At 67.6% G+C, this 25,296-nt stretch carries 25 protein-coding genes; 12 read left to right on the forward strand and 13 right to left on the reverse strand.

The genetic code is table 11. The features are described from left to right. Positions 1-122: 122 nt before the first annotated feature. Both JL101_RS18285 and JL101_RS18290 read right to left on the reverse strand, forming a co-directional pair. Entirely contained in the window at positions 123-680 is a 558-nt protein-coding gene (locus JL101_RS18285) for an SRPBCC family protein (protein ID WP_203097050.1), read from the reverse strand. Continuing rightward, positions 677-1,039 (reverse strand): ArsR/SmtB family transcription factor, encoded by a 363-nt coding sequence (locus tag JL101_RS18290; RefSeq protein ID WP_203097048.1) that lies wholly within the window; start codon positions 1,037-1,039, stop codon positions 677-679. The genes JL101_RS18285 and JL101_RS18290 overlap by 4 nt, the downstream gene beginning before the upstream one ends. A gap of 172 nt (positions 1,040-1,211) precedes the next feature. Here JL101_RS18290 and JL101_RS18295 point away from each other — a divergent pair, with 172 nt between their 5' ends. Beyond that, positions 1,212-1,598: a response regulator transcription factor gene (locus JL101_RS18295; RefSeq protein ID WP_203097047.1), complete on the forward strand. Its 387-nt coding sequence runs from the start codon at positions 1,212-1,214 to the stop codon at positions 1,596-1,598. Between the two features lie 24 nt (positions 1,599-1,622). On the opposite strand, the gene JL101_RS18300 is transcribed toward JL101_RS18295, so the two are convergent. The 4 genes from JL101_RS18300 to cydD all read right to left on the reverse strand — a co-directional run bounded on the left by JL101_RS18300 (position 1,623) and on the right by cydD (position 7,789). Next, positions 1,623-2,867: a hypothetical protein gene (locus tag JL101_RS18300; RefSeq protein ID WP_203097045.1), complete on the reverse strand. Its 1,245-nt coding sequence runs from the start codon at positions 2,865-2,867 to the stop codon at positions 1,623-1,625. A 238-nt stretch (positions 2,868-3,105) separates the two neighbouring features. Then, positions 3,106-4,380 (reverse strand): M20/M25/M40 family metallo-hydrolase, encoded by a 1,275-nt coding sequence (locus JL101_RS18305; protein WP_203097043.1) that lies wholly within the window; start codon positions 4,378-4,380, stop codon positions 3,106-3,108. 60 nt (positions 4,381-4,440) lie between these two features. Further along, on the reverse strand, positions 4,441-6,111 hold the full coding sequence (cydC, locus tag JL101_RS18310) for a thiol reductant ABC exporter subunit CydC (protein WP_203097041.1): 1,671 nt from the start codon (positions 6,109-6,111) through the stop codon (positions 4,441-4,443). Further along, entirely contained in the window at positions 6,104-7,789 is a 1,686-nt protein-coding gene (gene cydD, locus JL101_RS18315; RefSeq protein WP_203097040.1) for a thiol reductant ABC exporter subunit CydD, read from the reverse strand. The genes cydC and cydD overlap by 8 nt, the downstream gene beginning before the upstream one ends. Positions 7,790-7,977: 188 nt before the next feature. Between cydD and JL101_RS18320 the strand changes: the two genes are divergently transcribed. Continuing rightward, complete coding sequence (locus tag JL101_RS18320; protein WP_203097039.1) at positions 7,978-8,751, forward strand: cyclic nucleotide-binding domain-containing protein; 774 nt, start codon at positions 7,978-7,980, stop codon at positions 8,749-8,751. A gap of 10 nt (positions 8,752-8,761) precedes the next feature. Here JL101_RS18320 and JL101_RS18325 read toward each other — a convergent pair whose 3' ends face one another. Continuing rightward, on the reverse strand, positions 8,762-9,091 hold the full coding sequence (locus tag JL101_RS18325) for a DMT family transporter (protein WP_203097038.1): 330 nt from the start codon (positions 9,089-9,091) through the stop codon (positions 8,762-8,764). Positions 9,092-9,118: 27 nt separating this feature from the next. Then, positions 9,119-9,679, reverse strand: a complete 561-nt coding sequence (locus JL101_RS18330) for a TetR/AcrR family transcriptional regulator (protein WP_203097037.1) — start codon at positions 9,677-9,679, stop codon at positions 9,119-9,121. Positions 9,680-9,914: 235 nt separating this feature from the next. On the opposite strand from JL101_RS18330, the gene JL101_RS18335 reads away from it, so the two are divergent. The 9 genes from JL101_RS18335 (at position 9,915) to JL101_RS18375 (ending at position 16,956) form a co-directional block, all read left to right on the forward strand. Continuing rightward, the gene (locus JL101_RS18335; protein WP_203097036.1) at positions 9,915-10,652 is read left to right on the forward strand and encodes an SDR family oxidoreductase; all 738 of its coding nucleotides are present in this window, start codon (positions 9,915-9,917) and stop codon (positions 10,650-10,652) included. Between the two features lie 30 nt (positions 10,653-10,682). Then, the gene (locus JL101_RS18340) at positions 10,683-11,483 is read left to right on the forward strand and encodes an SDR family NAD(P)-dependent oxidoreductase (RefSeq protein ID WP_203097035.1); all 801 of its coding nucleotides are present in this window, start codon (positions 10,683-10,685) and stop codon (positions 11,481-11,483) included. Between the two features lie 2 nt (positions 11,484-11,485). Next, entirely contained in the window at positions 11,486-12,160 is a 675-nt protein-coding gene (nthA, locus tag JL101_RS18345; protein WP_203097034.1) for a nitrile hydratase subunit alpha, read from the forward strand. Then, positions 12,157-12,813: a nitrile hydratase subunit beta gene (gene nthB, locus JL101_RS18350; RefSeq protein ID WP_203097033.1), complete on the forward strand. Its 657-nt coding sequence runs from the start codon at positions 12,157-12,159 to the stop codon at positions 12,811-12,813. The genes nthA and nthB overlap by 4 nt, the downstream gene beginning before the upstream one ends. After that, positions 12,810-13,061, forward strand: a complete 252-nt coding sequence (locus tag JL101_RS18355; protein WP_203097032.1) for a nitrile hydratase accessory protein — start codon at positions 12,810-12,812, stop codon at positions 13,059-13,061. Before nthB ends, JL101_RS18355 begins: the two co-directional genes overlap by 4 nt. A gap of 65 nt (positions 13,062-13,126) precedes the next feature. Then, complete coding sequence (locus tag JL101_RS18360; protein ID WP_203097031.1) at positions 13,127-14,119, forward strand: tripartite tricarboxylate transporter substrate binding protein; 993 nt, start codon at positions 13,127-13,129, stop codon at positions 14,117-14,119. Positions 14,120-14,134: 15 nt separating this feature from the next. Next, positions 14,135-14,608: a tripartite tricarboxylate transporter TctB family protein gene (locus tag JL101_RS18365; protein ID WP_203097030.1), complete on the forward strand. Its 474-nt coding sequence runs from the start codon at positions 14,135-14,137 to the stop codon at positions 14,606-14,608. Between the two features lie 6 nt (positions 14,609-14,614). Further along, positions 14,615-16,099 carry a tripartite tricarboxylate transporter permease gene (locus JL101_RS18370; RefSeq protein ID WP_203097029.1) on the forward strand — a complete coding sequence of 495 codons (1,485 nt, stop codon included), beginning with the start codon at positions 14,615-14,617 and terminating at the stop codon, positions 16,097-16,099. A gap of 170 nt (positions 16,100-16,269) precedes the next feature. Then, positions 16,270-16,956 (forward strand): hypothetical protein, encoded by a 687-nt coding sequence (locus JL101_RS18375; RefSeq protein WP_203097028.1) that lies wholly within the window; start codon positions 16,270-16,272, stop codon positions 16,954-16,956. Between the two features lie 470 nt (positions 16,957-17,426). On the opposite strand, the gene JL101_RS18380 is transcribed toward JL101_RS18375, so the two are convergent. Together JL101_RS18380 and JL101_RS18385 are read right to left on the reverse strand one after the other, a co-directional pair. Further along, on the reverse strand, positions 17,427-17,879 hold the full coding sequence (locus tag JL101_RS18380; protein ID WP_203097027.1) for an Rrf2 family transcriptional regulator: 453 nt from the start codon (positions 17,877-17,879) through the stop codon (positions 17,427-17,429). Between the two features lie 117 nt (positions 17,880-17,996). Next, entirely contained in the window at positions 17,997-18,539 is a 543-nt protein-coding gene (locus JL101_RS18385) for a hemerythrin domain-containing protein (RefSeq protein ID WP_203097026.1), read from the reverse strand. A 493-nt stretch (positions 18,540-19,032) separates the two neighbouring features. Between JL101_RS18385 and JL101_RS18390 the strand changes: the two genes are divergently transcribed. Beyond that, positions 19,033-19,362 (forward strand): DUF2934 domain-containing protein, encoded by a 330-nt coding sequence (locus JL101_RS18390; RefSeq protein ID WP_203097025.1) that lies wholly within the window; start codon positions 19,033-19,035, stop codon positions 19,360-19,362. A 54-nt stretch (positions 19,363-19,416) separates the two neighbouring features. Here the strand turns inward: JL101_RS18390 and JL101_RS18395 are convergent, their stop codons facing one another. The 3 genes from JL101_RS18395 to JL101_RS18405 form a co-directional block, all read right to left on the reverse strand. Continuing rightward, positions 19,417-20,973, reverse strand: coding sequence for a SpoVR family protein (locus JL101_RS18395; protein ID WP_407696873.1), 1,557 nt, complete (start codon positions 20,971-20,973; stop codon positions 19,417-19,419). A 67-nt stretch (positions 20,974-21,040) separates the two neighbouring features. After that, the gene (locus tag JL101_RS18400) at positions 21,041-22,348 is read right to left on the reverse strand and encodes a YeaH/YhbH family protein (protein WP_203097024.1); all 1,308 of its coding nucleotides are present in this window, start codon (positions 22,346-22,348) and stop codon (positions 21,041-21,043) included. Between the two features lie 20 nt (positions 22,349-22,368). Beyond that, positions 22,369-24,315 carry a PrkA family serine protein kinase gene (locus JL101_RS18405; protein ID WP_203097023.1) on the reverse strand — a complete coding sequence of 649 codons (1,947 nt, stop codon included), beginning with the start codon at positions 24,313-24,315 and terminating at the stop codon, positions 22,369-22,371. Between the last annotated feature and the right edge of the window lie 981 nt (positions 24,316-25,296).

Consider the following 25,296-nt stretch of genomic DNA (forward strand, 5'->3'; position numbering starts at 1 on the left):
CTCGCGCGACAGGCAGCACACTCCCGCAACCACTCGCAAGCCCCGGCAGGCCGCAGCGACCTTCTGACCCGGGCCGGTGCCCTGGAAACCCGGCGGCCCGCCGGAAAGCCATCACCCTTGGATCAGGCGTAGATCGGCTCCAGCTTTTCGAACAGCGTCCAGAAGGACGGCGGGATGCGGCCGGAGAGTTTGTCGGCGAGGATCGCCAGGTGGCTGTGCCAGCCGGCGCCGACATTGGTCAGGGACGGGGCGTCGGGGAGGCGGCGGTGGGTCAGGACGAGACGTACCCCCTCCCCTTGCTCGGCCAGTTCGAAGGTCACTTCGGACGGTTCCTCGGTCCCGCCGCCCCAGGTGATCGCCAGCAGGCGGGGCGGTTCGAAGCGGGTTATCTGGTGGGCGGTGGTTATTCCGGCATCGTAACGGCGGAACCTCTCGGGCGTGGGAATGCGTTGCGGCGACAGGCCGCTGTTATCGAAATGGAGGGAGAAGGTGCTGCCGGCACGGGGTTCCATCTCGCCGGAGGCCAGCCATTGGCCGCGCTTGTCGGACTCGGTCAGGTAGGCCCAGACCCGCTCGATCGGGCCGGGCAGCAGGCGCTCGAACCGGATCGTTCCGGGCTCGATGATGGTCCCCATGCTGTCGGGAATCGTTTCGGGGGCGGTTTGTTCTGCGGCGGTCATTCGCTTCCTCCTCGGTCGGTGGTCTCTTCGGTGGGTTCGGCCTTGAGCAGCGCTTCCAGGGCATCGAGACGGCCAGTCCAGAATTGCTCGTAGAAGCGGATCCAGTCCTGGGCGGCGGCCAGCGGCGCCGGTTCGATGCGGCAGACATGCGCCCGGCCCCGCACTTGGCGGCGGACCAGCCCGGCGCGTTCCAGCACGCGGACATGCTTGGATGCCGCCTCCAGCGACATGGAGAAGGGCGCGGCCAGCTCGCCGATCCGGCGTTCGCCCGACGCCAGATCGCGCAGCATCGCCCGCCGCGTGGGGTCGGCCAGGGCCTGGAACACGAGATCAAGGTTTGTCGTCTGTTGTTCAACCATGTGGTTGAGTTAAGACCGTCGGCGCCGGAATGTCAACCGATTCGTTGACTATGGCGGGGCACTAGGGGTTATTGCGTATTTATCGCTGGTGTGGTCGGGCTTATCTTGCCCCTACGAAGCGCGACGGCAGCCGACGAAGTCGCGGTTCATCGTCCGACCGCGGGAGGCTGGGGTGAGTGCGCAGTATAATCGGACGGTCTTCCTGGTCGATGACGACGAACCCGTGCGGGACTCGCTGAAGACCCTGCTGGAATCCTACTGCATGCCGGTCGAAGACTATCCTTCCTGCCCCGAATTCCTTGAGAACTTCAAGGGTGAGGATGGCGGATGCCTGGTGCTGGACCTGCATCTGCCGGTGATGAGCGGCCTGGAATTCGTGGAGACCTACGGCACCCGGCTCAATGACATGCCGGTGATCCTGATCACGGGACGCGGAGACCCCGCCACCAAGGCACGGGCGCTGGAAGCGGGGGTGCTGGCCTTCATCGAGAAGCCGTTCGAGGACGAGATCCTCGTCGACATGATCCGGACCGCGCTCACCCGGCCGACCCGTCACTGAGGCCGGCCGGAAAGGTGCTTCCGGTCAGAAGCGCAGCTTCAGCTTGCCCATGATCCGCTCGTAATCGTCGCCGAAGCCGTAGGACACGCCGAGCTCGACCCGGTCGAACCGGAAGCGGCCGGCCGTCGCCGCCTTGGCGAGGCTGACGGTGACCTCGTCGAACGCCTCGACGAACAGGTCGTCGCCGAGATACCGGCTGTCCACGAAGGACGCCGTCACGCTCAGCGGGGCCACGCTGTCGGTCAGGTCACGCGACACGGAGATCCCGTTGCGCAGGATGACGTTGGTCAGGTCGTAATCGATGTCGTAATCGCCGACCGACACGCCGGTCGCCCGGTAGACGCCCGCCATGTTGCCCAGCCCGAAGCGCCAGCCGCCCCAATCCCAGCGAAAGTCGCTGGTCAGCGATCCGGAATAGACCACCGCCGCGGCGCCCATGTCGATCGATCCGGCGACGCCGGCCCGGACCGCCGGGGTCAGCGACCAGGAGTCGGTCAGCGGCACCCGGACGCCGATGCCGAGCGATCCGGACAGCGAGTCGGAATCGCCGGCCCGGATCCAGTTGACCGGCAGGTCGAACAGGACGGCGGTATCGGACCCTTCGAAGTTCATGCGGTAGGATAGCGTGCCGGTCACCCGGTCCTGATCATAGCCGCCCGGGGCCGTGCCCCGCCCGCCCTCGACCGCGAAGCCGAACAGGTCGGTGCCGCCCTGCCCGCCAACGCTCCCGAGCGCGTCGGTACCCTGGGCGAAGTCGGCGGCGCCCATCAGCGACATCAGGCTGTCCGGGTTGCCGGCCACCGGATCGATGGCGGTCTCCCGGACGGCGGCCTGGAGGATGCTGGTGACGTCGCTGGCCCCCTGCCCCTTGAAATAGTCGGACAGGGCGTCCTCCGCCTCATCGCGGGTGGCGCCGGTGAAGGTCCGCTCGATCCCCGCGGCGGGCACCTTCAGCACCAGGTCGGCCCCGGCGCCTGGATATTCGATCGTGGCGCCCAGGCCCCGCAGGTTGAAGACGGCGGTGGCGGGGGCGTTGTCGGTGTAGCTCGGCAGAAGGCTCCTCAGGCTGGTGCCCGAGACGCTGTCGATGGCATCCTCGATGCTATCGTAGCTGTAGGTCCTGCTCTCGCCGTTGGCGCTCAGCGTGGCGACGAAAGCGTCGGCCGCCCCGGCGCTCGAGGCCGGCACCAGAACCAGCGGCAGCAGCGCCAGCGGCAGCAGCGCCGTCGAGACGGCCGTCGAGGCCGCCAGATAACCTGACCTGTTCACCCAAATCCTCACGATCCACAATGGGCGGGTCGCCTGCCGCCCGCCGTGGCGAGGGAATAGGGTAAAGTGGTTAATTAGCCCTTAAGGTTAATAAGCCGTAGGTCGGCCTCGGCCGAAGGCCGACGCCGACAGCGTGGCCGGAGAGTCGAAGCGGGGTGTCGGCGTTCGCCCGGGCGGGCGAAGGCCGACCGACGGTAGAGCGACGCGGCGGGTCGATGGAGAGCACCGTGCGGGAATTCTACTCGCTCTTCGACTGGGGGTTTTCCGAGAGCTCCATGATCAGGCTGGTGGTCAGGTAGAGCCGCGGGGCGATGCTGGACAGTTCGACATATTCCTCGGGCGAATGCAGGCCGGCGCCGACGACGCCCATGGTCTCCAGCACTGCGGGCTTGGGACTGTCGGGGAAGTAGGCGTAGCCGGCGTCGGTGCCGAAGCGCATGGCGACCGGCTCGACGGTCTGCCCGATCCGGCCGTAAAGCTGTTTCGCGAGGGCGGCCAGCTGTTCGGAGCCCGGGTTCCTCGCCAGCGGCGGGCGTCCCTTCTCGATGCGGAACGACACCTCCGTGTCGGGGATCAGCTTGTCCGCGATGATCCGTTGGCCGTCGGCCAGGACGCGGTCATACTCAGTCAGGTCGGAATAGCGCATGTCGGCTTCGGCCGAGGCGGCCGGGGGGATGATGTTCCGCTTCTCCCCACCTTTGACGATGGTCCAGTTGACCGTGGTGCCCTTGGCCGGGTCGCCGAGATCCTTGAGCTGGACGATCTGATGGGCCAGCTCGGTAACGGCGTTGCGGCCCTCCTCGGGAGCGGAGCCGGCGTGCGACGCCCTGCCCTTCACGTCCAGATAGACCGTGTTGATGCCGTTGGTCGCGGTCGTGACGGCATCCTTGTCCGGCGGCTCGTAGGAGAAGACGTAGTCCTGCCCGCGCGCCAGGTCGGCGATCATCTTCTTCGATCCGCCCGAGCCCATCTCCTCGTCCGGGTTGAACAGGACGGTGATCGAGCCGTAACGGTCGAAGCCTTGGTCGCGCAGCAGCTTCAACGAATGAAGGATCATGGCGAGGCCGCCCTTGGCGTCGGCGACGCCCGGCCCGAGGACCCGCTCGCCGTCGACCCGGAAGGGACGTTCCGCGGCCGTGCCGGGTCCGAACACCGTGTCGTAATGGACCATCAGCAGGAACTTCGCCTCTCCCGACCCCTTCAGGGTGCCGACGATGTTGTTGCCGGCGGACGGCTGCGCGGGCGTGACCTCGACCTCGGCGCCGAGGGCCTTCAGGCGCTCCACCAGGATGCCTTCGACCTTGGACAGGCCCTCCGCATTGCCGGTGCCGGAATCGATGGCGACGAGCTCTTCCAGGGTCGTCAGGAACTCCGGCCGTTCGGACTCCGCGCGCTTCAGCAGGTCTTCGGCCGGCTTTTCCGCCGCCTGGCCGGCACCGGGGACTCCGAAGGACGAAACTCCGATGGACGACAGGGCGATCGCCGCCGCGAAGGTTGCAGGCCGCATGAGCATGGAGGGCGTTCCTCGACTGGATTGACCGGGTTCTCGTCCCCCTTCAACACCCGGCGGCGGTCAAGATCGCGTGGACAAAAGGGAGCCATCCTCCAGCCGCCGGACGATGTCGGCGCCGGTGGCCAGGGTCTCCCGGTGGGTGATCAGCAGGACGGTGCGGCCGGCGAGGCGCGGGCGGAGCTCGCCCATCAGGGCCGCCTCGGTCGCGGCGTCCAGCCCCTCGGTCGGCTCGTCCAGGATCATCACCGGCGCATCCTTCAGCAGCGCCCGCGCCAGCGCCAGCCGCCGGGCCTGGCCGCCGGACAGGAGCACGCCGTTCTCGCCGACCCAGGTCAGGATGCCGTCGGGGAGGGATTCGACGAAGTCGGCGAGCTGGACGACCTCCAGCGCCTCCCACAGCTCGGCGTTGGTGGCGCCGGGGCGGCCGATCAGCAGGTTGTCCCGGATGTCGGCGGCGAACAGGTGGGTGCCCTGGCTGACATAGGCCATGTGCCGGTGCAGGTCCTCCTGCCGCAGGTCGCGCAGATCGACGCCGCCCAGGGTGACGCGGCCGGCATCCGGATCCATCAGGCGGAGCGCCAGCTGGGCCAGGGTCGACTTGCCGGCCCCGCTCGGCCCCAGCAGCACCGTCACGCGGCCGGCGGGCAGCTCCAGGGAAAGGTCCCCGATCACCGCCTTGGTGCCGTGGGAGAGGCCGACCTGCTCGAACCGCAGGGCGAAGTCGCCGGGAGGCGGCGCCGGCTGGTCCGGGTCGCGCACGCCGGGCGGCATCTCCGCGATCTCCAGCAGGCGGCGGGCGGCGGCGCGGGTCCGGCCGAGATACTGGTAGGCCAGCGGCAGCGGGGCCGTCGCCTCGAACACCGCCATCACGACGAACACGGCCAGGGCGGCGGTCGGGCCGTCCAGCCGGTCGCCCTCCACCTCCCCGACGACCAGCAGCAGGGCGGTCCAGACGGCGAGGCCCGCGGCCAGCATGGTCAGCCCGGCGGACAGGCCGGTGATCGAGCTCATCCGCCGCTGCCGGGCGATCAGCAGGTCGGTGTCGCGCGACAGGGCTTCCAGATGCCGTCCGTCGGCGGCGAAGGCCCGCAGGTCGGCCAGCCCCTGGATGCCGTCCACCGCGCGGGTCCGGAGCCGCGCGCCGATCTCCACCAGGTCGCGCCCGGCGCCGGCGCCCAGCCGTCCGGCCAGTGCTGGCACGCCGACGCCGGCGACCAGCATCAGCCCCGCGGTCGCCAGGGCCACGCCGGGATCGACCCAGCCCAGCGGCGTCAGCACCGCGATCGCGGTCAGCAGCGCCACGGCGCTGGGCGCGACCACCCGCAGGTACAGGTTGTCGAGCGCATCAATGTCGGCGGTCAGCCGGGTCAGCAGGTCGCCGCCGGTCAGGCGGGCCACCTGCCCGGCGTCCAGCGGCAGGGCGCGCTCGAACAGCCAGCGGCGCAGGTCGGCCAGCAGGCGGAAGGTCGCCTCGTGGTTGACCAGCCGCTCGGCATAGCGGCCGGCGGTCCGGACCAGGGCGGCGGCGCGGATGCCGGCGCTGGGCGTGAAGATGTTGAAGCCCGCGACGCCCAGCCCCAGGCCGGCCAGCGCGCTGCCGGTGATGAACCAGCCGGACAGGCCGAGCAGGCCGATCCCGGCCAGCAGCGTCACCAGCATCAGCAGCGCCCCCAGCGCCATGCGCCCGGCGTGCCGGCGGAACAGCTTCAGGAAGGGCCAGAGGTCACGCATCGGCCACCGCCACGCTGCCGCCGATCTCGACCCGCCGGTCCGCCCAGCCGATGCCGGACAGGCTGTGGGTCGCGATCAGGACGGTCCGGCCCTGCGCCAGGGTGCCGAGGGCCTCCAGCACCAGCGCCTCGTTGGCGGGGTCGAGGCCGGCGGTCGGCTCGTCCAGAAGCAGGACGGGCGCGTCCTTCAGGTAGGCCCGGGCCAGCGCGACCCGGCGCGCCTCCCCGCCGGAGATGCCGTGACCGCGCTGGCCGATCAGGGTGTCCAGGCCGTCCGGCAGGCGAGCCGCGAAGTCGCTGACCCGCGCCGCGTCGGCGGCGGCCTCCACCGCCTCGTCGGAGGCGTCGGGCCGGGCCAGCCGGATATTGTCGCGGATGGTGCCGTGGAACAGGTGCGGGTTCTGCCCGACCCAGGCGGTCACGTCGGCCGGGTCGATCCGCCCGACCTCCAGCCCGCCGATCCGGACGGAGCCGGCCTGGGGACGCAGGAAACCCAGGAACAGGCCGATCACGCTCGATTTGCCGGTGCCGCTGGGGCCGACCAGGGCCACCCGCTCGCCGGCGGCGACGCTCAGGGAGAAGCCGGCCAGCACCGGGCGCGCGCCCTCCCCTCCGCCGTGGGCGAATTCGACGCCGGTCATCTCCAGCGCCATGGGGCCGGCGCCGGCCGGCGGGCGGATGCCGGCGGGGGGATGCGCGGGCGTGTCGAGCACCGCCAGGATCTGCCCGGCCGCCCCGACCGCGGCGGCCCGGTCATGGTAGTGGGCGGCGAGCTGGCGGAGCGGCAGGAAGAACTCGGGCGCCAGCAGGAGGACGAACATCCCGGTCGCCAGCGTGACCTCGCCGCTCGGGCCGAACCGGACATAGCCCAGCAGGCTGAAGCCGACATAGACCGCGACCACGGCGACCGCCATGGCGCTGAACAGCTCCAGCACGGCGGAGGACAGGAAGGCGATGCGCAGGACCCCCATGGTGCGCCGTCGGTACTCGTCCGAGACCTGGCCGATCAGCTCCAGCTCCCGCCGCGCCTGGCCGAACAGCTTCAGCGTGGTCAGCCCCTGGAGGCGGTCCAGGAAATACCCGCCCATGCGGGCCAGGGCCTCGAACTGGCGGCGGCTGGCGGCCGCCGCTCCCATGCCGATCAGCGACATGAACAGGGGCACGAAGGGGGCCGCCGCCAGCAGCATGGCGCCGACCACCCAGTTCATCGGGAAGATCGCCGCCAGCAGGGTCAGCGGCACCAGCACCGAAAGCGCCATCTGCGGCAGGAAGCGGGCGAAATAGCCGTCCAGCGCATCGACCTGCTCGATCAGGACGGTGGACAGGTCGCCGCTGTGCCGGCCGCCGGCATAGGCCGGGCCGAGCCGCGCGATATGGCCGTACAGCTCCCGCCGAAGCGCCGACCGCACCCGGGCCGCCGCGGCGAACCCGGCCACCTCCGCCCCCCAGGCGCAAACGGCCCGGGCGCCGTAGACGGCGAGCAGCCCCCACAGGGCCGGCATCAGGTCGGCGCGCGGGACGCCGTCGACGATGGCGGCGTGGAGCACATGGGCGATCAGGCCGGCCTGGGCCAGCAGCAGGACCCCGCTGGCGAAGCCCGCGCCGACCGCGAGCCCGATCCCCAGGCGGGCCTGCCGCGCCAGTCCGCCCAGCCACTTCGCCGCCTGCCGATCCGTCACCGGTCCCTCTCGTCCATGCCGACCTTCACTCCTGAGATAGCCCCCGGCGGCATACGTAGAACCCCTTACGTACAAACCCTTACGTAAAATACCGAACTTAGCCGCGGGGCCGGCTGGCTCTATACCTCGGTCACGGACGACGGAAAGTCCAAAGAATCCGATCAAGCGGAGCGGAGAGGATAGAGATCATGGCCCCAGCCCTTGCGATCGCCGACACGGCACCGGCAGCATCTTCCGCAACCCTCGGAGGCATGGTCCAGGCCCGCCGGCAGACCACCAACATCTCCGCCCCGGCGGCGTCCTGGGCGTCGGGCAACGCTTCCCGCTGGGCCATGCACACCTCCGATCCGCTCGACGCCATCGCCACGGTCGCGACCGTGGACCGCGACTGCCCGCTGTTCCGCGAGGGCGACCACGCCGACAACGTGTTCGAGGTGATGAGCGGCACCATCCGGGTGTTCAAGCTGCTGCCCGACGGCCGCCGCCAGATCATCGGCTTCCTGGAAGCCGGGGACTTCCTGGGCCTGTCGTTCAACGACACCTATCTCTACACCGCGGAAGCGGTGACCACGGCCGCCGTCCGCCGGTTCCCGCGCCGCCGGCTGGAGGCCCTGATCGACGAGAACCCCGTCGTGCGCCGCCGCCTGCTCGCGGTCACCGCCAACGAGCTGCTGACCGCGCAGGAGCAGATGGTCCTGCTGGGCCGGAAGTCCGCCAAGGAAAAGCTCTGCACCTTCCTGATGACGCTGTCGCGGAAGGCGGCCAAGCGCGGCCTGAGCGACACGCGGCTGTCCATGCCGATGGGCAGGTCGGACATCGCCGACTATCTGGGCCTGACGATCGAGACCGTGTCGCGCACCATCACCTGCCTGAAGACGGCCGGCCTGATCCGGCTTCTGGAAGGCCATAAGATCGAGCTGACCGATCCGGACGCGATCGCCGACCTGTCCGACGCCGCGTGACGCCCGCCGCTCAGTGCGGCAGGGATTTCGAGAAGACGTTGACGACGACCACGCCGGCCAGGATCAGGCTCAGCCCCACGACCGCCGGAGCGTCGAGTGCCTGCTTGAACCAGAAAAACCCCACCAGGCTGATCAGCACGATGCCGAGGCCGCTCCAGATCGCGTAGGCGATGCCGACCGGCAGGGTCCGGAGCGCCAGCGACAGCAGGAAGAACGACGCCCCGTAGCAGGCCAGCGTGACCGCGACCGGCAACGGCTTGGTGAACTGCTCGGACGCCTTCAGGGCGGAGGTCCCGATGACCTCCAGCACGACGGCGGCGAACAGGATCGCATAGACCATTACCGAAGCTCCTCCGCGCTCGAATCCTCAGGAACGGGTCAGCGCGACCAGCCGGTCGGCGACCCGCCGCCGCGTTTCCGCGTCGATGTCGTACAGCCCGCAGACGTCGGCGAACCACAGGCCGTCGGCCGCCAGCCGGGCGACCAGCGCGTCCACCGGGTCCGCGCATTCCGACCGGTCGGCGTCCCGGAACCCCTTCAGCCGGCCGCGCCAGCCATCCAGCAGCGACGGGTCGGACATGAAGGCGGCGCTGAGGGCCGCCCAGCGCCTGACCTCCGCCTCCGGCTCGCTGACCGCGGTCCGGACATAGGCCCGGGCGCTGCGCCCGCGCGGGTCCGCATCCGCCGCCGCGACCGTGTCGGCGGCCCGCGCGAAACGCTCGACCATCGTCCCGACCATGGCCGCCAGGAGCGCCTGCTTGCTGGGGAAATGATGCAGCAGCCCGCCCTTGCTGACCCCCGCCCGCTTCGCGACCGCCTCTAGCGTCAGGGCCGCGACCCCCGTCTCCCCCACGAGTTCCCCCGCCACCTCCAGCAGGCGCTGCTGGGTGACTTCGGGCTGGCGTCGGCGGGTGCGGGTCTCGGTCATGGGCCTTACATACCGTCCGGACGGTATGTAAGGCAAGCGTGAAGATGGCCTGATCTTTATCGATCGCCGTCCATCTGCGGCAAAAACCTTTCAAACCGCCCCGTGAAAGGAGAGATGCCGCGAAGCAGAGGTGGACATACCAGTTTACCCGCGCGAAACTGTCCCGGCCCGGGCAATCCGGGGGGAGAACAAAGCAGGCCGCGAGAGAAAGCGGCTCGCAGGGGGAGACTGAAGTATGCGTTTGTCCGGCAAGACCGCGTTGGTAACCGCGGCGGCCCAGGGGATCGGCCGCGCCACGGCGCTGGCCTTCGCGCGAGAGGGCGCCGAAGTCGTCGCGACGGATCTCAACATCGACAAGCTGAAGGAACTGGAAGGCACCGAGCGGCTGACCGTGCGCCGGCTCGACGTGCTCGACCCGGAGGCGATTCGGCATCTCGCGGCCGATCTCGGCGCTCTCGACGTTCTGGTCAACTGCGCGGGGTTCGTCCACAACGGCACCATCCTCGACTGCGAGGAGAAGGACTGGGACTTCTCGTTCGACCTCAACGTCCGCAGCATGTACCGGGTCATCAGGGCGTTCCTGCCGGCCATGCTGGAGCGCGGCCAGGGCGGGTCGATCGTCAACATCGCCTCGGTCGCCTCGTCCGTGAAGGGCATTCCCAACCGGTTCGTCTATGGCGCCAGCAAGGCCGCCGTGATCGGGCTGACCAAGTCGGTCGCCGCCGATTTCGTGACCAAGGGGATCCGCTGCAACGCGATCTGCCCCGGAACGATCCAGAGCCCCTCGCTGGACGAGCGGATCGCGGCCACGGGCGACGCCGAGGCGGCCCGCAAGGCGTTCATCGCCCGCCAGCCGCTCGGCCGGCTCGGCACGCCGGAGGAGATCGCCGCCATGGCGGTCTATCTCGCCGGCGACGAGTCCGCCTTCACCACCGGCCAGGCCCACATCGTGGACGGCGGCATCAGCATCTGAGCCCCCCGCAAGGAACATGAGGACCAAGACATGGCAGACGTGACCGTCGCCGACATCGAAGCCGCCCGCAAAGCCGCCCGCTACCCCAGCCTGGACGGCAGGGCCGTCCTGATCACCGGCGGAGCGTCGGGCATCGGCGCCTCCACCGTGGCGCACTACTCCGTGCAGGGCGCCAAGGTCGCGTTCATCGACCGGGACGAGGCCGCGGCCGAGGGCCTGCTCGCCACCCTGCGCGAGGCCGGGGTCGCCGCCCCGCTCTTCGTCGCCTGCGACCTGACCGACATCGCCGCCGCCAAGGCCGCCGCCAAGCGGATCGAGGACGAGCTCGGCCCGATCCGCGTGCTGGTCAACAACGCGGCGCGCGACGACCGGCATACCATCGCCGAGGTCACCCCGGAATACTGGGACGACCGCTTCAACGTGAACCTGCGGCACCAGTTCTTCATGGCCCAGGCGGTGGCGCCGGGCATGGCGAAGGCGGGCGGCGGCTCGATCGTCAATCTCGGCTCGACCTCCTGGTACGTCTGCACCGACGACTTGGCGGTCTACCAGGCCGCCAAGGCCGGAGCATTGGGGCTGACGCGGGCGCTCGCCCGGGACCTGGGGCCGTCGGGCATCCGGGTCAACCACGTGGCGCCGGGCTGGATCATGACCGAACGGCAGAAGTCCCTGTGGGTGACGCCGGAGAAGCTGGAGGGCAACCTCGCCCGGCAGTGCCTGAAGGAGGAGCTCAAGCCGCACGACGTGGCGCGGATGGTCCTGTTCCTGGGCGCCGACGACAGCCGCATGTGCTCGGCCCAGACCTTCATCGTGGACGCGGGCACCGTCTGACCATGGCGGGCCACGATCATGACCATGACCATGACCATGACCATGACCATGACCATGGGGAGGGTGGCCATGTCCACGCGGCCCCGCCCTCCCCGCTGGCCCAGCGGGTCAAGGCGCTGGAGGCGCTGCTGGTCGCCAAGAAGCTGGTCGATCCGGCCTCGCTCGACGCGCTGATCGATACCTACGAGCACAAGGTCGGCCCGCGCAACGGCGCGCGGGTCGTGGCCCGGGCCTGGGCCGATCCGGCCTACAAGGCGCGGCTGCTGGAAGACGCGACCTCGGCCATCGCCGAGTTCGGCTTCACCGGGCGCCAGGGCGAGGACATGGTCGTGGTCGAGAACACGCCGGAGGTCCACAACCTGGTCGTCTGCACCCTGTGCTCCTGCTATCCCTGGCCGGTCCTCGGGCTGCCGCCGGTCTGGTACAAGTCGGCGCCCTACCGGTCCCGGGCGGTGCTCGACCCGCGCGGCGTGCTGGCCGAGTTCGGCACCGAGGTCGCGGACGACATCGAGGTGCGGGTCTGGGACAGCACGGCCGAGTTGCGCTACCTCGTGCTGCCCGAACGCCCGCCCGGGACCGAAGGCATGGGCGAGGAGGAACTGGCGGACCTGGTCACCCGCGATTCGATGATCGGCGTGACCCGCGCCAGGTCCCCGGCCGGGAAGCAGCCGGCATGAACGGCGCCCACGACATGGGCGGCATGCACGGCATGGGGCCGATCGACACCGACCCCGACGACCCGCTGTTCCATGCCGAGTGGGAGCGCCGGGCCTTCGCGGTCACGCTGGCCCTGGGCTTCCACGGGCGGTGGAACATCGACACCTCCCGCCACGCGCGGGAGAACCGTCCCCCGCTGGAGTATCTGGGCAGCAGCTATTACGAGCTGTGGTTCAAGGCGGCGGAGAAGCTGGCGCTGGACACCGGCCTGATCACCGCGGACGAACTGGCGACCGGCGTTCCGCAGTCGGTTTCCGACACCCCGCCGCCCGATCCGGAACGGGTCGCCGCGATCCTCCGGAAGGGCTCCAGCGCGCGGCTGCCCGACACGGTGCCGCCCCGCTTCAAGGCGGGGGATCGCGTGCTGGTCCGGGACCTCACGACGCCCCGCCACACCCGCGTTCCGCGCTATTGCCGGGGAAGGATCGGCACGATCGACCGCGACCACGGCGTCTACATCTTTCCCGACACCCACGCCCACGGCGAAGGGACGAAGCCGCAGCACTGCTATAGCGTGCGCTTCACCGGCCGGACCTTGTGGGGCGGCGCGGCGCGGGAGAACGACACCGTCCTGGTCGACCTGTGGGACGACTACCTGGAGCCGGCGCCATGATCGGCCCCGGGGACGAGCAGCCTTTCCGGGAGCCGTGGGAGGCCCACGCCTTCGCCATGACGGTGAAGCTCCACGAGGCCGGCCATTTCACCTGGTCCGAATGGGCCGCGACCCTGTCGGAGGAGATCGCGGCCGCGCAGGGCCGGGGCGATCCCGACCAGGGGAACACATACTACCATCACTGGCTGCGCGCCCTGGAGCGCATGGTCGTGAGCAAGGGCCTGATACCGCCCGATGAGATGCCTTGAGGATCCCCGGAGGGAACGCGGGATCGTCGAGGAGAGGATAACAACAAAAAACTGGGGGAAAGACGATGATCAGAAGAACCTTCATCCGCACCTGCACCGCGGCCTTCGGCGCCCTGGTGACCGCCGGGATCGCGCTGGGGACCGCGCCGGCCTTCGCGGCCTATCCCGAGCGCCCGATCACCATGATCGTGCCCTGGGGTGCCGGCGGCGGCACGGACGCCACCGCGCGGATCATCAGCAGCCTGCTGGAGAAGTCGCTGGGCCAGCCGATCAACGTGGTCAATCGGACCGGCGGCAGCGGCGTGGTCGGCCACCAGGCGATCGCCAGCGCCTCGCCCGACGGCTACACGCTGGGCATCGCCACGGTCGAGATCGGCATGATGCACTGGCAGGGCCTGACCCAGCTCACCTATGCCGACTATACCCCGCTCGCGCTGATGAACGAGGATCCGGCCGGCCTCCAGGTCGCCCAGGACAGCGAGTACACGTCGGCCCGCGACCTGCTCGAAGCGATCCGCGCCAACCCGGGCGACATGAAGGCGTCGGGCACCGGCCAGGGCGGCATCTGGCACCTGGCGATCGCCGGCATGCTCGACGAGGCCGGCATCGACCCGCAGGCGGTTCCGTGGGTCCCGAGCCAGGGCGCCGCGCCGGGGCTCCAGGACCTCGTCGCCGGCGGGGTCGAGATCGTCCCCTGCTCCCTGCCGGAGGCTCGTTCCCTGATCGACGCCGGGCGGGTCAAGAGCCTCGCCATCATGGCGAAGGAGCGCAATCCCCTGTTCCCAAACATTCCGACCCTCAAGGAGCAGACCGGCATCGACTGGACCATGGCCGCCTGGCGCGGCATCGTCGGGCCGAAGGGCCTGCCGGAGGACGTCTCGGAGAAGCTCAAGACGGCGCTGAAGCAGGTGTATGACAGCTCCGAGTTCAAGGACTTCATGAACCAGCGCGGCTTCGGCATGATCTATGCCTCGGGCGAGCAGTTCGGGAACTTCATGGCCGAGAGCAACGACAGCCTCGGCAAGGTGATGAAGGCGGTCGGCATCGCGAAGCAGTAAGACAAGCTTTCGGCGATGCGGATCAACGACGCCATCCTGGGCGCCGTGCTGCTGGCCTTCGCGATCGCGATCGGCCTGTACGCACGCACCCTGCCGGCGATCCCGGGCCAGGAATACGGCGCAGCCGTGTTCCCGACCTGGATCGCCTTCGCCATCGGCGCCTGCTCGCTGGTCCTGATCGCCGGAGGACTCCGGCACTGGACCGAGACGGGCGCCGTCTCCCTCGCTTCCTGGGCTCGCTCGGGACACCATCTGCGCGCGCTGGCGATCACCGTGGCGCTGGTGGTCTTCTATATCCTGGTGTCCACTCCGCTGGGCTTCATCCCCACGGCCTTCATCACGCTGACGGCGCTGTTCGCCGTTCTCGGCGTGAGGCTGGTGCCGGCCCTCGCGGTGGCCGCCGTCCTGACCATGGTGGTCCATTACGGCTTCTACAGCCTGCTGCGCGTGCCGCTGCCGTGGGGCGTCCTGACCCCCTGGGCGTGGTGACGCCGCATGGACGCGATCCTTCTTGCCTCCGAGATGGTGTTCCAGCCGCAGGTGCTGCTCACCATCGTCATGGCGGCGCTGTTCGGCCTGTTCGTCGGCGCGGTCCCCGGACTGACCGCGACCATGGCGACGGCGCTGCTGGTCCCGATCACCTTCTTCATGGAGCCGGTCCCCGCGATCGGCGCCATCGTGACCTGCTCGGCCATGGCGATCTTCGCCGGCGACATCCCGGGGACGCTGCTGCGCATCCCCGGGACCCCGGCCTCGGCCGCCTATACCGACGAGGCCTACGCCATGACCCGCAAGGGCCAGGGCGAGCTGGCCCTGGGCGCCAACCTGCTGTTCTCGGCGCTGGGCGGCCTGTTCGGCACCGCGATCCTGATCGTCGCCGCCCCGTCGCTGGCGGAAGTGGCGCTCCGCTTCAGCTCGTTCGAGTATTTCTGGCTGGCCTGCCTGGGCCTGACCTGCGCCACGGTGGTCGGCACCGGCTCGACGGTGAAGGGGCTGGTCAGCCTGCTGATCGGGCTGTTCGTCGCTACCATCGGCCTGAACAACCCGGCGGGCGTGCCGCGCTTCACCTTCGGCAACGTGGACCTGCTGGGCGGGATCGACTTCATCCCGGCCATGATCGGGTTGTTCGCGGTGTCGGAGATCTTCCGCTACGTGCTGGGCATGGCGCCCGACCTGGACGGCGCGCAGACCAAGGTCGGCAACCTGTTCACCGGCTGGGGACGGCTGATGAAGCAGTACTGGCGCCAGTCGATCCGCGGCAACGTGATCGGCATCTCGATCGGCGCGCTGCCCGGGGCCGGGGCCGACATCGCGTCGTGGGTCAGCTATGCCGTCAGCAAGCGGTTCTCGCGCACGCCGGAGAAGTTCGGCACCGGCCATGTCGAAGGCATCATTGAGAGCACCTCGTCCAACAACGCGGCGCTGGGCGGGGCCTGGGTGCCGGCCCTGGTGTTCGGCATCCCCGGCGACAGCATCACCGCGATCGTGATCGGCGTGCTGTACCTGAAGGGCATGAACCCCGGCCCGACCATCTTCATCAACAACCCCCAGGACATCTACGCGGTCTTCCTGATCTTCATCCTGGCCAACATCTTCATGATCCCGGCCGGCTGGGCCGCGATCAAGTCGGCCCGGGTGCTGATGCGGGTGCCGCGGAACGTCCTGATGCCGACGATCCTGATGTTCTGCGTCGTGGGATCTTTCGCCATCAACAACTCGGTGTTCGGCATCACGGTGATGCTGGTCTTCGGGCTGCTGGGCTTCGTGATGGAGGAGAACGGGTTCCCGATCGCGCCGACCATCCTGGGGATCGTTCTCGGCCCCATGCTGGAGGAGAACTTCGTCACCTCGATGATCAAGTCCGGCGGCAGCTTCGCGGGATTCTTCGAGCGGCCGATCTCGGGAACCCTGGGCGTGATCACCCTGGCGATCTGGATCGTCCCGCTGGTCCTGTTCGTCTGGCGGAAGGCGCGGAGCTGAGCCACAGCATTTTTCTTCTTCATGCGCGGGCTCGACCCGCGCATGACGATGAGGGGATGTAAGCGCCGGCCGCGACGCTGACCCGGCCGCGCATGTGGGTTTACTGTCCATTAAGCTTAATGGACGATAACCAATGGCATCACAGGCTCGAACCGTGCGGAGCTTTGCCGATGTCATTGAATTTCCTGGTTCGGGGCAAGGTGGACAACCTGCCCCAACCGCAGAAGGATGGTGAGACGCGGGCGCTGCCCGCGATCTCGCCGCCCAAGCCCCAGCGCGAACGCCTGGCTGCCCCCGCCCCTTCCTCCGCCGAACCGAAGATGACCGACGACCTGCACGCGATCGCGACGCTGATCGGGCAGCTCAGCGACGAGCCGCCCGGGCGCGGCGCCCCGCGGCCGAAGTTCGAGGAGGCTGCGGACCAGGACGACGACCAGGAAGAGGACGGCGTCCTCGACCTTTCCGCAGACACCAGCGCGCACGAGGATCCCTTGTTCGACGAATGCCAAGCCACGCTCGCCCGCCTGGACGCCGCCAAGAACAGCGGCGAGTCGCTGCTGTCCCAGATCGAGGCTTTCTCGGGCACGCTGGAGCGCCAAGCCGCCGAGCTGTCGATGGCCCGGGCCTCCATGGCGAAGCTGGCGTCGGACAACAGCCGACTGGTCAACGAGAACGACCGGTTGCGCGTGATGCTGCGCTCCCTGCTGGACGCCATCGATGCCGACGCCCGGCGCAACAACGAGAGCATCGCCGCCGCCGAGCGCCGGCTGCGCGACCTGCACCGTCCCGCCGGCGACCGCCAGGGCAGCGAGCGGTCCAAGCAACCGCCCGCCCGCGGGCTCGTCGCCGAGGGCTAGTGGTCCGGTCGGAACGGAGGATTCCCCCGCTTCATGTTTTGCGATGCGTTGGGCCACGGCCCAATGCATCGGTCCGGCTGCCTGGGGCGGGTCGACCTGATCGGGCACCGCTCCAGCGGGGGCGACGCAAGCGTAAATCAGGTTCTTGCCACAGATTACGGCGATGGACAAAGATACGGACCGAATCATCTGAGGCTATCGCCGTAATCTGTGGCCGATTTCCTTCATTCCATGCCGGCTTCGAACAAGGCAGGCCGGATGCGGACCGACCTGATGATGGAGCTTCCGACCGGGTTGACCTGCGCCATTCATGCAGCCTGCCGTTCCACTCGCCGCGATGCGTTGGGCCACGGCCCAACCTACGGTTTGATGCAGGGCGGAGGTGATGCGGGCCGTCGATCGTAGGTTGGGTCGCGGCCCAACGCATCGGTCCGGCTGCCCCGGCCGGATCGACCTGATCGGGTACCGCTCTAGGCCCCGGCGGCGCGGTCGAGTTGGAGCAGCTCCGTCAAGCGTTCCCTGGGCTCGACGAGCTGGGCCAGCGTGTATTGGTCCAGCACGTCAAGGAACGCCTGGAGCGCCCGGCCCAGCGCCCCTTTCAGGACGCAGGCGGAGACGATCCGGCATCCGGCGGCACCGTCCGCGTCGAAGCACTGCACCAGGGCCATGTCCTGTTCCATCTTGCGCACCACGTCGCCGATCACGATCTGCGCCGCCGGCCGGGCGAGCCGCAGGCCGCCGTTCCGGCCGCGGACGGTTTCGACGAAGCCCATCAGGCCGAGTTGGTGGACCACCTTCAGCAGGTGGTTGTTGGATATGCCGTAGTGGTCGGATATCTGCTTGATCGTGACCAGCTCACCCTTCCGAACCCCCAGGTAGATCAGGACCCTGAGGGAATAGTCGGTATAGGTGGTCAGGCGCATGGCGAACTCCGAGCCGGCCGGATTAATGATGCACCCGATATATAAGTTTTCCCGGGCGGCGGAGTAGCCCCCTTAAGGAGCCCCCCTCGACGGAGACGGCTCCGCGCCCGGAAAGGTTCAGGCCTCGCTGAGGAGCAGTTCCCCCAGCTTCTGGTAATGGGCCTTGCCGCTTGTCAGCGGATCCTCCTGCCGGCCGACGCTGCTTTCCAGCTCCGCCCAGTCTTCCGCGGTCAGGATACGCGCGGCGGCGGGCAGCACGTCGCCCACCTCGCGCATCATGTGGGACCGCTGGAAGTCCACATAGTCCATGGCGGCCTTGACGAAGATGTCGCGCGGCATGGTCGCGTCCTCGATCAGCTGCTCGACCAGCGTGGCGAACTTGGCCGAGACCTGGGGCATCCGGGCGTGGTCTTCGAGCAGGGCGTCCACCGCATCGGCAAGGGCCGGCTCGCGCTCCTTCAGCTTCTGGAAGACCGCGTTCTCCTTGGGATGGTGGTAGAGATCGGGGTACGCCTGGGTATAATCCATGATCAGGTGGAGCAGATCCAGGTCCGGCGTCTCGGAGTCGTTGAACAGCGTCACCTGCCGGTCGATCAGGTGAAGCAGTTTCGCTATCGTCCGATGCTCGTCATTGATCGCCGTGATGATTGCAGGCGTCATTGCAGCTCTCCTTCCTGTCCGTGACAGGACGATCTGGCAGTGTCCGGACCCTGCGCGGGTCGTCCGTTGTTCTTGTGCCGATCAGGAGTCTATGCCCGCGGGCCGTCTGCTGCGATGCGACAAACCGCGCCGATGCCATCGCATGCCCGTGCTATCGCATGCCCGTGCTATCGCATGCCCGTGCTATCGCATGCCCGTGCTATCGCATGAAAGTGAACAGGATGACCAGCAGCACCAGCGCGCCGCCGATGATCAGGTAGAGCGGATCGATGCCGGAGCGCCGCTTCTTCGCGTTCTTCATTGTCTCCTCCTCAGGGACCGGCGGTCGGCCGGTGACGGCCTCGGGTCCGATCATCCTCCCGGACGGGGACCGAATCCAGCGTGAATCGACTCCCGTGGTAGTCGTCGGAAAGGGCGCGACCATCCCCCCGCCGCCCTGTTTTCACCAGTGCCGCCTTCCGTCGGCTTCACCCTTCTTGATCAGGAGACCACTATGGACCTCGACCGCGTCAGACAGCGTGCCTACGAGATATGGCAGCAGGAGGGACAGCCCGAAGGCAAGCAGCAGGAACACTGGGAACAGGCCATGCGCGAGGTCGGCGGCGACCAAGGCGTGCCCGGAGGGGACATGCAGTCCGGCGCAGGGCTGCAATCGGGTGCCGACGACGACAAGGCCATGGGTAGCATCTCGGATGCCGCGGGCGCCATGCGCGAAGCGTCCGGCAGCCCGGAGGTCGGCGCGGCCGAAGGGACGGACGCCGACCAGTTCGGCAAGCAGGCGGTCGAACCCGGCGTCCAGAACGAGACGGGCGGCGGCGCCTGACGCGGGGCGCCCCAAGGCGCAGGCCGGCCGCCGGGCGAGGCCGGCCTGCGACTGTCAGCTCAACAGCAGCGAACTGGCCGAGACGGTGTGTTCCTTCAGGACCGCCTCGGTCGTCGCGTCCACCTCCACCAGCATCACCTCGTAGCCCCAGAGGTTGGCGATGTGGCGAAGCACCGCCCGGGCATCGCTCTCGTCGAGCAGCACCCGGTTGATCACCCGATGCTGGAGGATCAGCTTGCGGTCCCCTGCCAAGTCCACGTCGAGGATCTGGATGTCGGGTTCCAGGTAGCCGATGTCGTACTGGCGGGCCAGCGCCTTGCGGACCTTGCGGTAGCCGCGCTCGTTGTGGATCGCCTCGACCAGCATCTCGGGCTCGGACGCGTCGTTCCGGACCTCGAACATGCGCATCTTGCGCATCAGCGCCGGGCTCAGGTACTGGAGCACGAAGCTTTCGTCACGGAAATTGGCCCAGGCCTCGCGCAGCGTTCCCATGGCGTCGCCGTTGCCGGCATAGTCGGGGAACCATTCCCGGTCCTCGTCGGTCGGGTTGGTCGCGATGCGCTCGATGTCCTGCATCATCGCGAAGCCGATGGCGTAGGGATTGATGCCGCTGAACCGCGGATCGTCGAAGTTGGGCTGGAACACCACGCTGGTGTGGGAGTGCAGGAACTCCAGCAGCGCCCCGTCGGACATCAGGCCCTTCTGGTGCAGCCGATTCATGATGTAGTAGTGGGTGTAGGTGGCACACCCCTCGTTCATCAGTTTGGTCTGCTTCTGCGGGTAGAAATACTGGGCGACCCGGCGGACGATGCGCAGGATCTCGCGCTGCCACTGGTGCAGGCGCGGCGCCTTCTTTTCCAGGAAGTAGAGGATGTTCTCCTCCGGCAGCGCCAGCAGCGCCTTGCGGCTCTCGACCGCCGACACCGATTCCTTCACCCCCGGCTTGGTCGGGACCGTCCGCCAGAGGTCGTTGTACATCTTTCGGTTATATTCCTGCCGCTCGTCCTCGCGGCGCTGCTCTTCCCGCAGGTCGAGCGGCTGCTTGCGCGGATAGCGGTGGACGCCGTGGCTCATCAGCGCGTGGGCGGCGTCGAGCGTCCGCTCGACGGCCTGGTGGCCGTAGCGCTCCTCGCATTTGAGGATGAAGGTCTTGGCGAATTCCAGATAGTCCAGGATGCCCTTGGCATCGGTCCACTGGCGAAACAGGTTGTTGTTCTTGAAGAAGTGGTTGTGGCCGAACGCCGCGTGCGCGATCACCAGAGTCTGCATCGTCATGGAGTTCTCCTCCATGATGTAACTGATGCAGGGGCTGGAGTTGATCACGATCTCGTAGGCCAGGCCGCGCAGGCCCTTGCGGTACAGGGTCTCGTCCTGCGCGAAGTGCTTGCCGAACGACCAGTGCTTGTACATCAGCGGCATGCCGATGGACGAGTAGGCGTCCAGCATCTGCTCGGCCGTGATCACCTCGATCTGGTTCGGATAGATGTCCAGCCCCATCTCGTCGAACGCGATCCGCTCGATCGCGTCATAGGCGCGCTTGATCTTGTCGTAATCCCAGTCCGCGCCTTCGAAGATCAACTGGTTGCCGTCGTCGAGCATCTGCATGGACATCTGTCGTTCCTTCGGCCCGCTGCCCGGGCCCGCTGACTAGGTGTGTCCGCTTCGGCCTGTCCGCTTCTCAGGCCGTCGCGTTCTCCCGCGAGAACAGGTCGCGGAAGACCGGGAAGATTTCCCGGCGGGTACGGACCTTGCGCATGGCGATCGGCGCTCCCGGTTTCGCCACCAGCTTGTAGGTCCGCCAGAGATCGGTCTCGCGTCCCAGCGAGGAGCCGAGCGCCCCGCCCAGGCCGCCCTCGTAGTCCTGGCTGACCTCGATGTAGGCGAAGTACTGGCACATCGGCAGGATCACGTTTTCCAGCAGCGCCGCGGACTTGGCGTTGTCGTTCGACATGTTGTCGCCGTCCGACGCCTGGGCCGCGTAGATGTTCCACTCGGCTTCGGGATAGCGGTCCGCGATGATCCGGCGCATCTCCTCCAGCGCGGTGGAGACGACGGTACCTCCCGTCTCGGCGCTGTAGAAGAAGGTCTCCTCGTCGACCTCCTTGGCCTCGTGGGTGTGCCGGATGAAGACGATGTCGACGTGCCGGTAGCGCCGCTTCAGGAACAGGTAGAGCAGGATGAAGAACCGCTTGGCGAGGTCCTTCATGTGCTCCGTCATAGATCCCGAAACGTCCATCAGGCAGAACATCACCGCCTGGGCCACCGGACGGGGCACCCGCTCGAACCGGTTGTAGCGGACGTCCACCGGGTCGAGGTAGGGGATCACCTTGCTGCGGCGAAGCTGGCGCTCCAGCTCGCCGCGCAGCTCCGCCAGCCGCGCGTCGTCGGTGCCGCCGGCCTCCAGCTCTGCGATCTCCTGCTCCAGGCGTTCGATCTCCTCCGGCTTGGGCCGGCGCAGCGCTATGCGCCTGGACAGGCTGTTGCGCATGGTGCGCACCAGGTTGAGGTTGGACGGCGACCCGCTGGAGCTGTAGCCGGCGCGGTGCAGCGAGTAGTTCTCCGTCTGCTTGATCTTCTGCTTGACCAGATCGGGAAGTTCCAGGTCCTCCATGAAGATGTCCAGGAACTCCTCCCGGCTGAGCACGAAGCGGAAATCGTCCTCGCCTTCGCCGTCGGGGCTGCCCTCCGAGCCGCCCCGCCCGCCGCCGCCTTCCGGCCGCGGGATGGTGTCACCTTCCACGAACTCCTTGTTGCCCGGCACCACGTGCTCGCGCAGCCCGCCGCTCGCCGAGCGGTGGAACGTCGGCTCGCGAACGCCGCCCGTGGAGATCGAGATCTTGTCGCCGTTCTCGATGTCCTGGATGCTGCGCTTGCCCGAGCTGTCGCGCACCGCCTTGACGATCTGCTCCTTGGCGCGGCGCAGGAAGCGCTGGCGGTTTGCCAGGCTTTTGCCCTTGGGATTGAGGCGCCGGTCAATGATGTTCATATCAGTGAACTTCCCTTCCCTCAGCCGGCCTGCTTCACTCGCATGTACCACTCGACCAGCCGGCGGACCTGCCGTTCAGTGTAGCCCCGCTCCATCATACGCTCGACGAAGTCGGAATGCTTCTTCTCGGTCTCGCTGTCCTTCTTGCTGCCGAAGCTGATCACGGGCAGCAGATCCTCCACCTGGCTGAACATGCGCCGCTCGATGACCTCCCGGATCTTCTCGTAGGAGGTCCATGACGGGTTGCGGCCGGCATTGTTGGCCCGGGCCCGCAGGGCGAACTTGACGACCTCGTTGCGGAAGTCCTTGGGGTTGGCGATGCCCGCCGGCTTCTCGATCTTGGTCAGCTCCTGGTTCAGCAGGTCGCGGTTCATCAACTGGCCGGTGTCGGGATCCTTGAAGTCCTGGTCCTCGATCCAGGCATCGGCATAATCGACATAGCGGTCGAACAGGTTCTGACCATAGTCGTGGTAGGATTCCAGGTAGGCTTTCTGGATCTCGTTGCCGATGAACTCCGCGTAGCGCGGCGCCAGCTCGCCCTTGATGAACTCCAGGTAGCGCTTCTCGGTGTCCTCCGGGAATTGCTCGCGCTTGATCGACTGCTCGAGCACATACATCAGGTGGACCGGATCGGCCGAGATCTCGGTGTTGTCGTAGTTGAAGGTCGCCGCCAGCACCTTGAAGGCGAACCGGGTCGAGATGCCTTCCATGCCCTCGTCCACGCCGGCCGCGTCGCGGTATTCCTGCATCGACCGGGCCTTGGGGTCGGTCTCCTTCAGGGTCTCGCCGTCATAGATCCGCATCTTGGAATAGATGCTGGAGTTCTCGTGCTCACGCAGGCGCGACAGGACCGAGAAGCGGGCCATCATCTGAAGCGTCGCCGGCGCGCAGGGGGCGGCCGCCAGGTCGCTACCCTGGATCAGCTTGTGATAGATGCTCTGCTCCTCGGTCACCCGCAGGCAGTAAGGCACCTTGATCACGCAGATGCGGTCGATGAAGGCTTCGTTGTTCTTGTTGTTCTTGAAGCTCTGCCACTCCGCCTCGTTGGAGTGGGCCAGGATGATGCCCTGGAACGGCATGGCGCCGATATTCTCGGTGCCGACATAGTTGCCTTCCTGGGTCGCCGTCAGCAGCGGGTGCAGCATCTTGATCGGTGCCTTGAACATCTCGACGAATTCCAGGATGCCCTGGGTCGCCCGGTTCAGGCCGCCGGAGAAACTGTAGGCGTCGGGGTCGTTCTGGCTGAACATCTCCAGCTTGCGGATGTCGACCTTGCCGACCAGGCTGGATATGTCCTGGTTGTTCTCGTCGCCCGGCTCGGTCTTGGACACGCCGACCTGGCGGAGCTTGGACGGCATCAGCCGGACGACGCGGAACTTGGAGATGTCGCCGCCGAACTCGTCAAGCCGCTTGACCGCCCAGGGGCTCATCAGGCCGGTCAGGCGCCGGCGGGGAATGCCGAACTTGTCCTCCAGCACGGGACCCATCTGCTCGGGATCGAACAGGCCCAGCGGGCTCTCGAACAGCGGGCTGATCTCCTTGCCGGCCTTCAGCGCGTAGATCGGCTGGTGCTCCATCAACGACTTCAGCCGCTCCGCGAGGGAGGACTTGCCGCCGCCCACCGGGCCCAGCAGGTAGAGGATCTGCTTGCGCTCTTCCAGTCCCTGCGCGGCATGCCGGAAGAAGCCGACGATGCGCTCGATCGTCTCCTCCATGCCGTAGAAGTCGCTGAAGGCGGGATAGACCTTGATCGTGCGGTTCATGAAGATACGGCCGAGGCGCGGGTCCTTGGCTGTATCCACGACCTCCGCCTCCCCGATCGCCGCCAGGATGCGTTCCGCGGCGGTGGAGTAGATCAGCGGGTCGCCCTTGCACGCCTCAAGGTACTCGACGAGGGTCATCTCGACTTCTTTGCGACCCTCGTAGTTCTGTGCGTAGCGAGAAAACAGGTCGTCGGCCGGGAACATCGGTCACTCCTCTGTGAAAGGGTCTCCATTGGTCCTGCAGCGCTCGACTGGCTTCATACGTCCACTTCTCCGCCAGGGCTGCCGCAGGCAACGAAAGTCGTCACTCCTCCCCGCCGAACTCTGAGGCTGTCCTTTTCTGGATCGTTACTTCTCCGGTCAAGACAGTTCCCGGCACCATAACGAATTAGCCTAGACCACCGACGGTTCGCATTCATCGAATCTATATAGCTAGTCTCAAAGAGATTTCTAACGCGATGCCTTAATTGCACGCGCCGGCTTGCCGTGTAGTTTCGAGAGCCGGTTTTTCCAAAGAATGATTCGTCAGCCACTCTGCCCCAATCAACTCCGCATGGTTGCCTTGGAATTGGACTATTCGATGGCAAAAGGGAGTATACCGCACTGCGGCGGCCTGAAGCAGACTTATCGGCCGCCCGGTCCGGGGCGCTCCATCGGAAGGTGTACGTGTCGGGCGAAACTGGCCGTGGCCGGAACGGCGAACCCTCGGCGCGGCAGTCGGACGAAATCGCCCGGCTGAGGCTATGACGGTCTGCGGTTCGTTGCTTCAAGCCGTTCCCCTTTCAGACACCCTGATGGTTAATCGTTACGTTAAGCGGCGCTTCGTTAACAAGGAGTTTCAAACACAAGCGGGCATCGGGGCAAGAGCGGATTGCGCGCACCGTTCCCGCCCTGCGGAATGTGGGCCGGCCCATGGACGCGTCCGGCTGCCCGAATGCATCCGTACTCCAGCCTCCCCCCGTCGCTTTCAGCCGATCAGCGCCGGAGCGGCACCACTTGGCGGGCGCCTTCATCCAGTATCTCCGCATGCGCTGTGATTAATCAAACACACCCAAGGCGTACTCGTTCCGCCTTGCGCGGCACCCGAAACCGCCGTTAAAGACGAATCTTGCAGTTCGGTGACACCGACTCGATAGACCGGTCGGGCGGCTCCTTTCGGGGACCATGCAACCCGGCCGCCACGCC

The organism is Skermanella rosea, assembly GCF_016806835.2.
In the GTDB taxonomy this organism is placed as follows: domain Bacteria; phylum Pseudomonadota; class Alphaproteobacteria; order Azospirillales; family Azospirillaceae; genus Skermanella; species Skermanella rosea.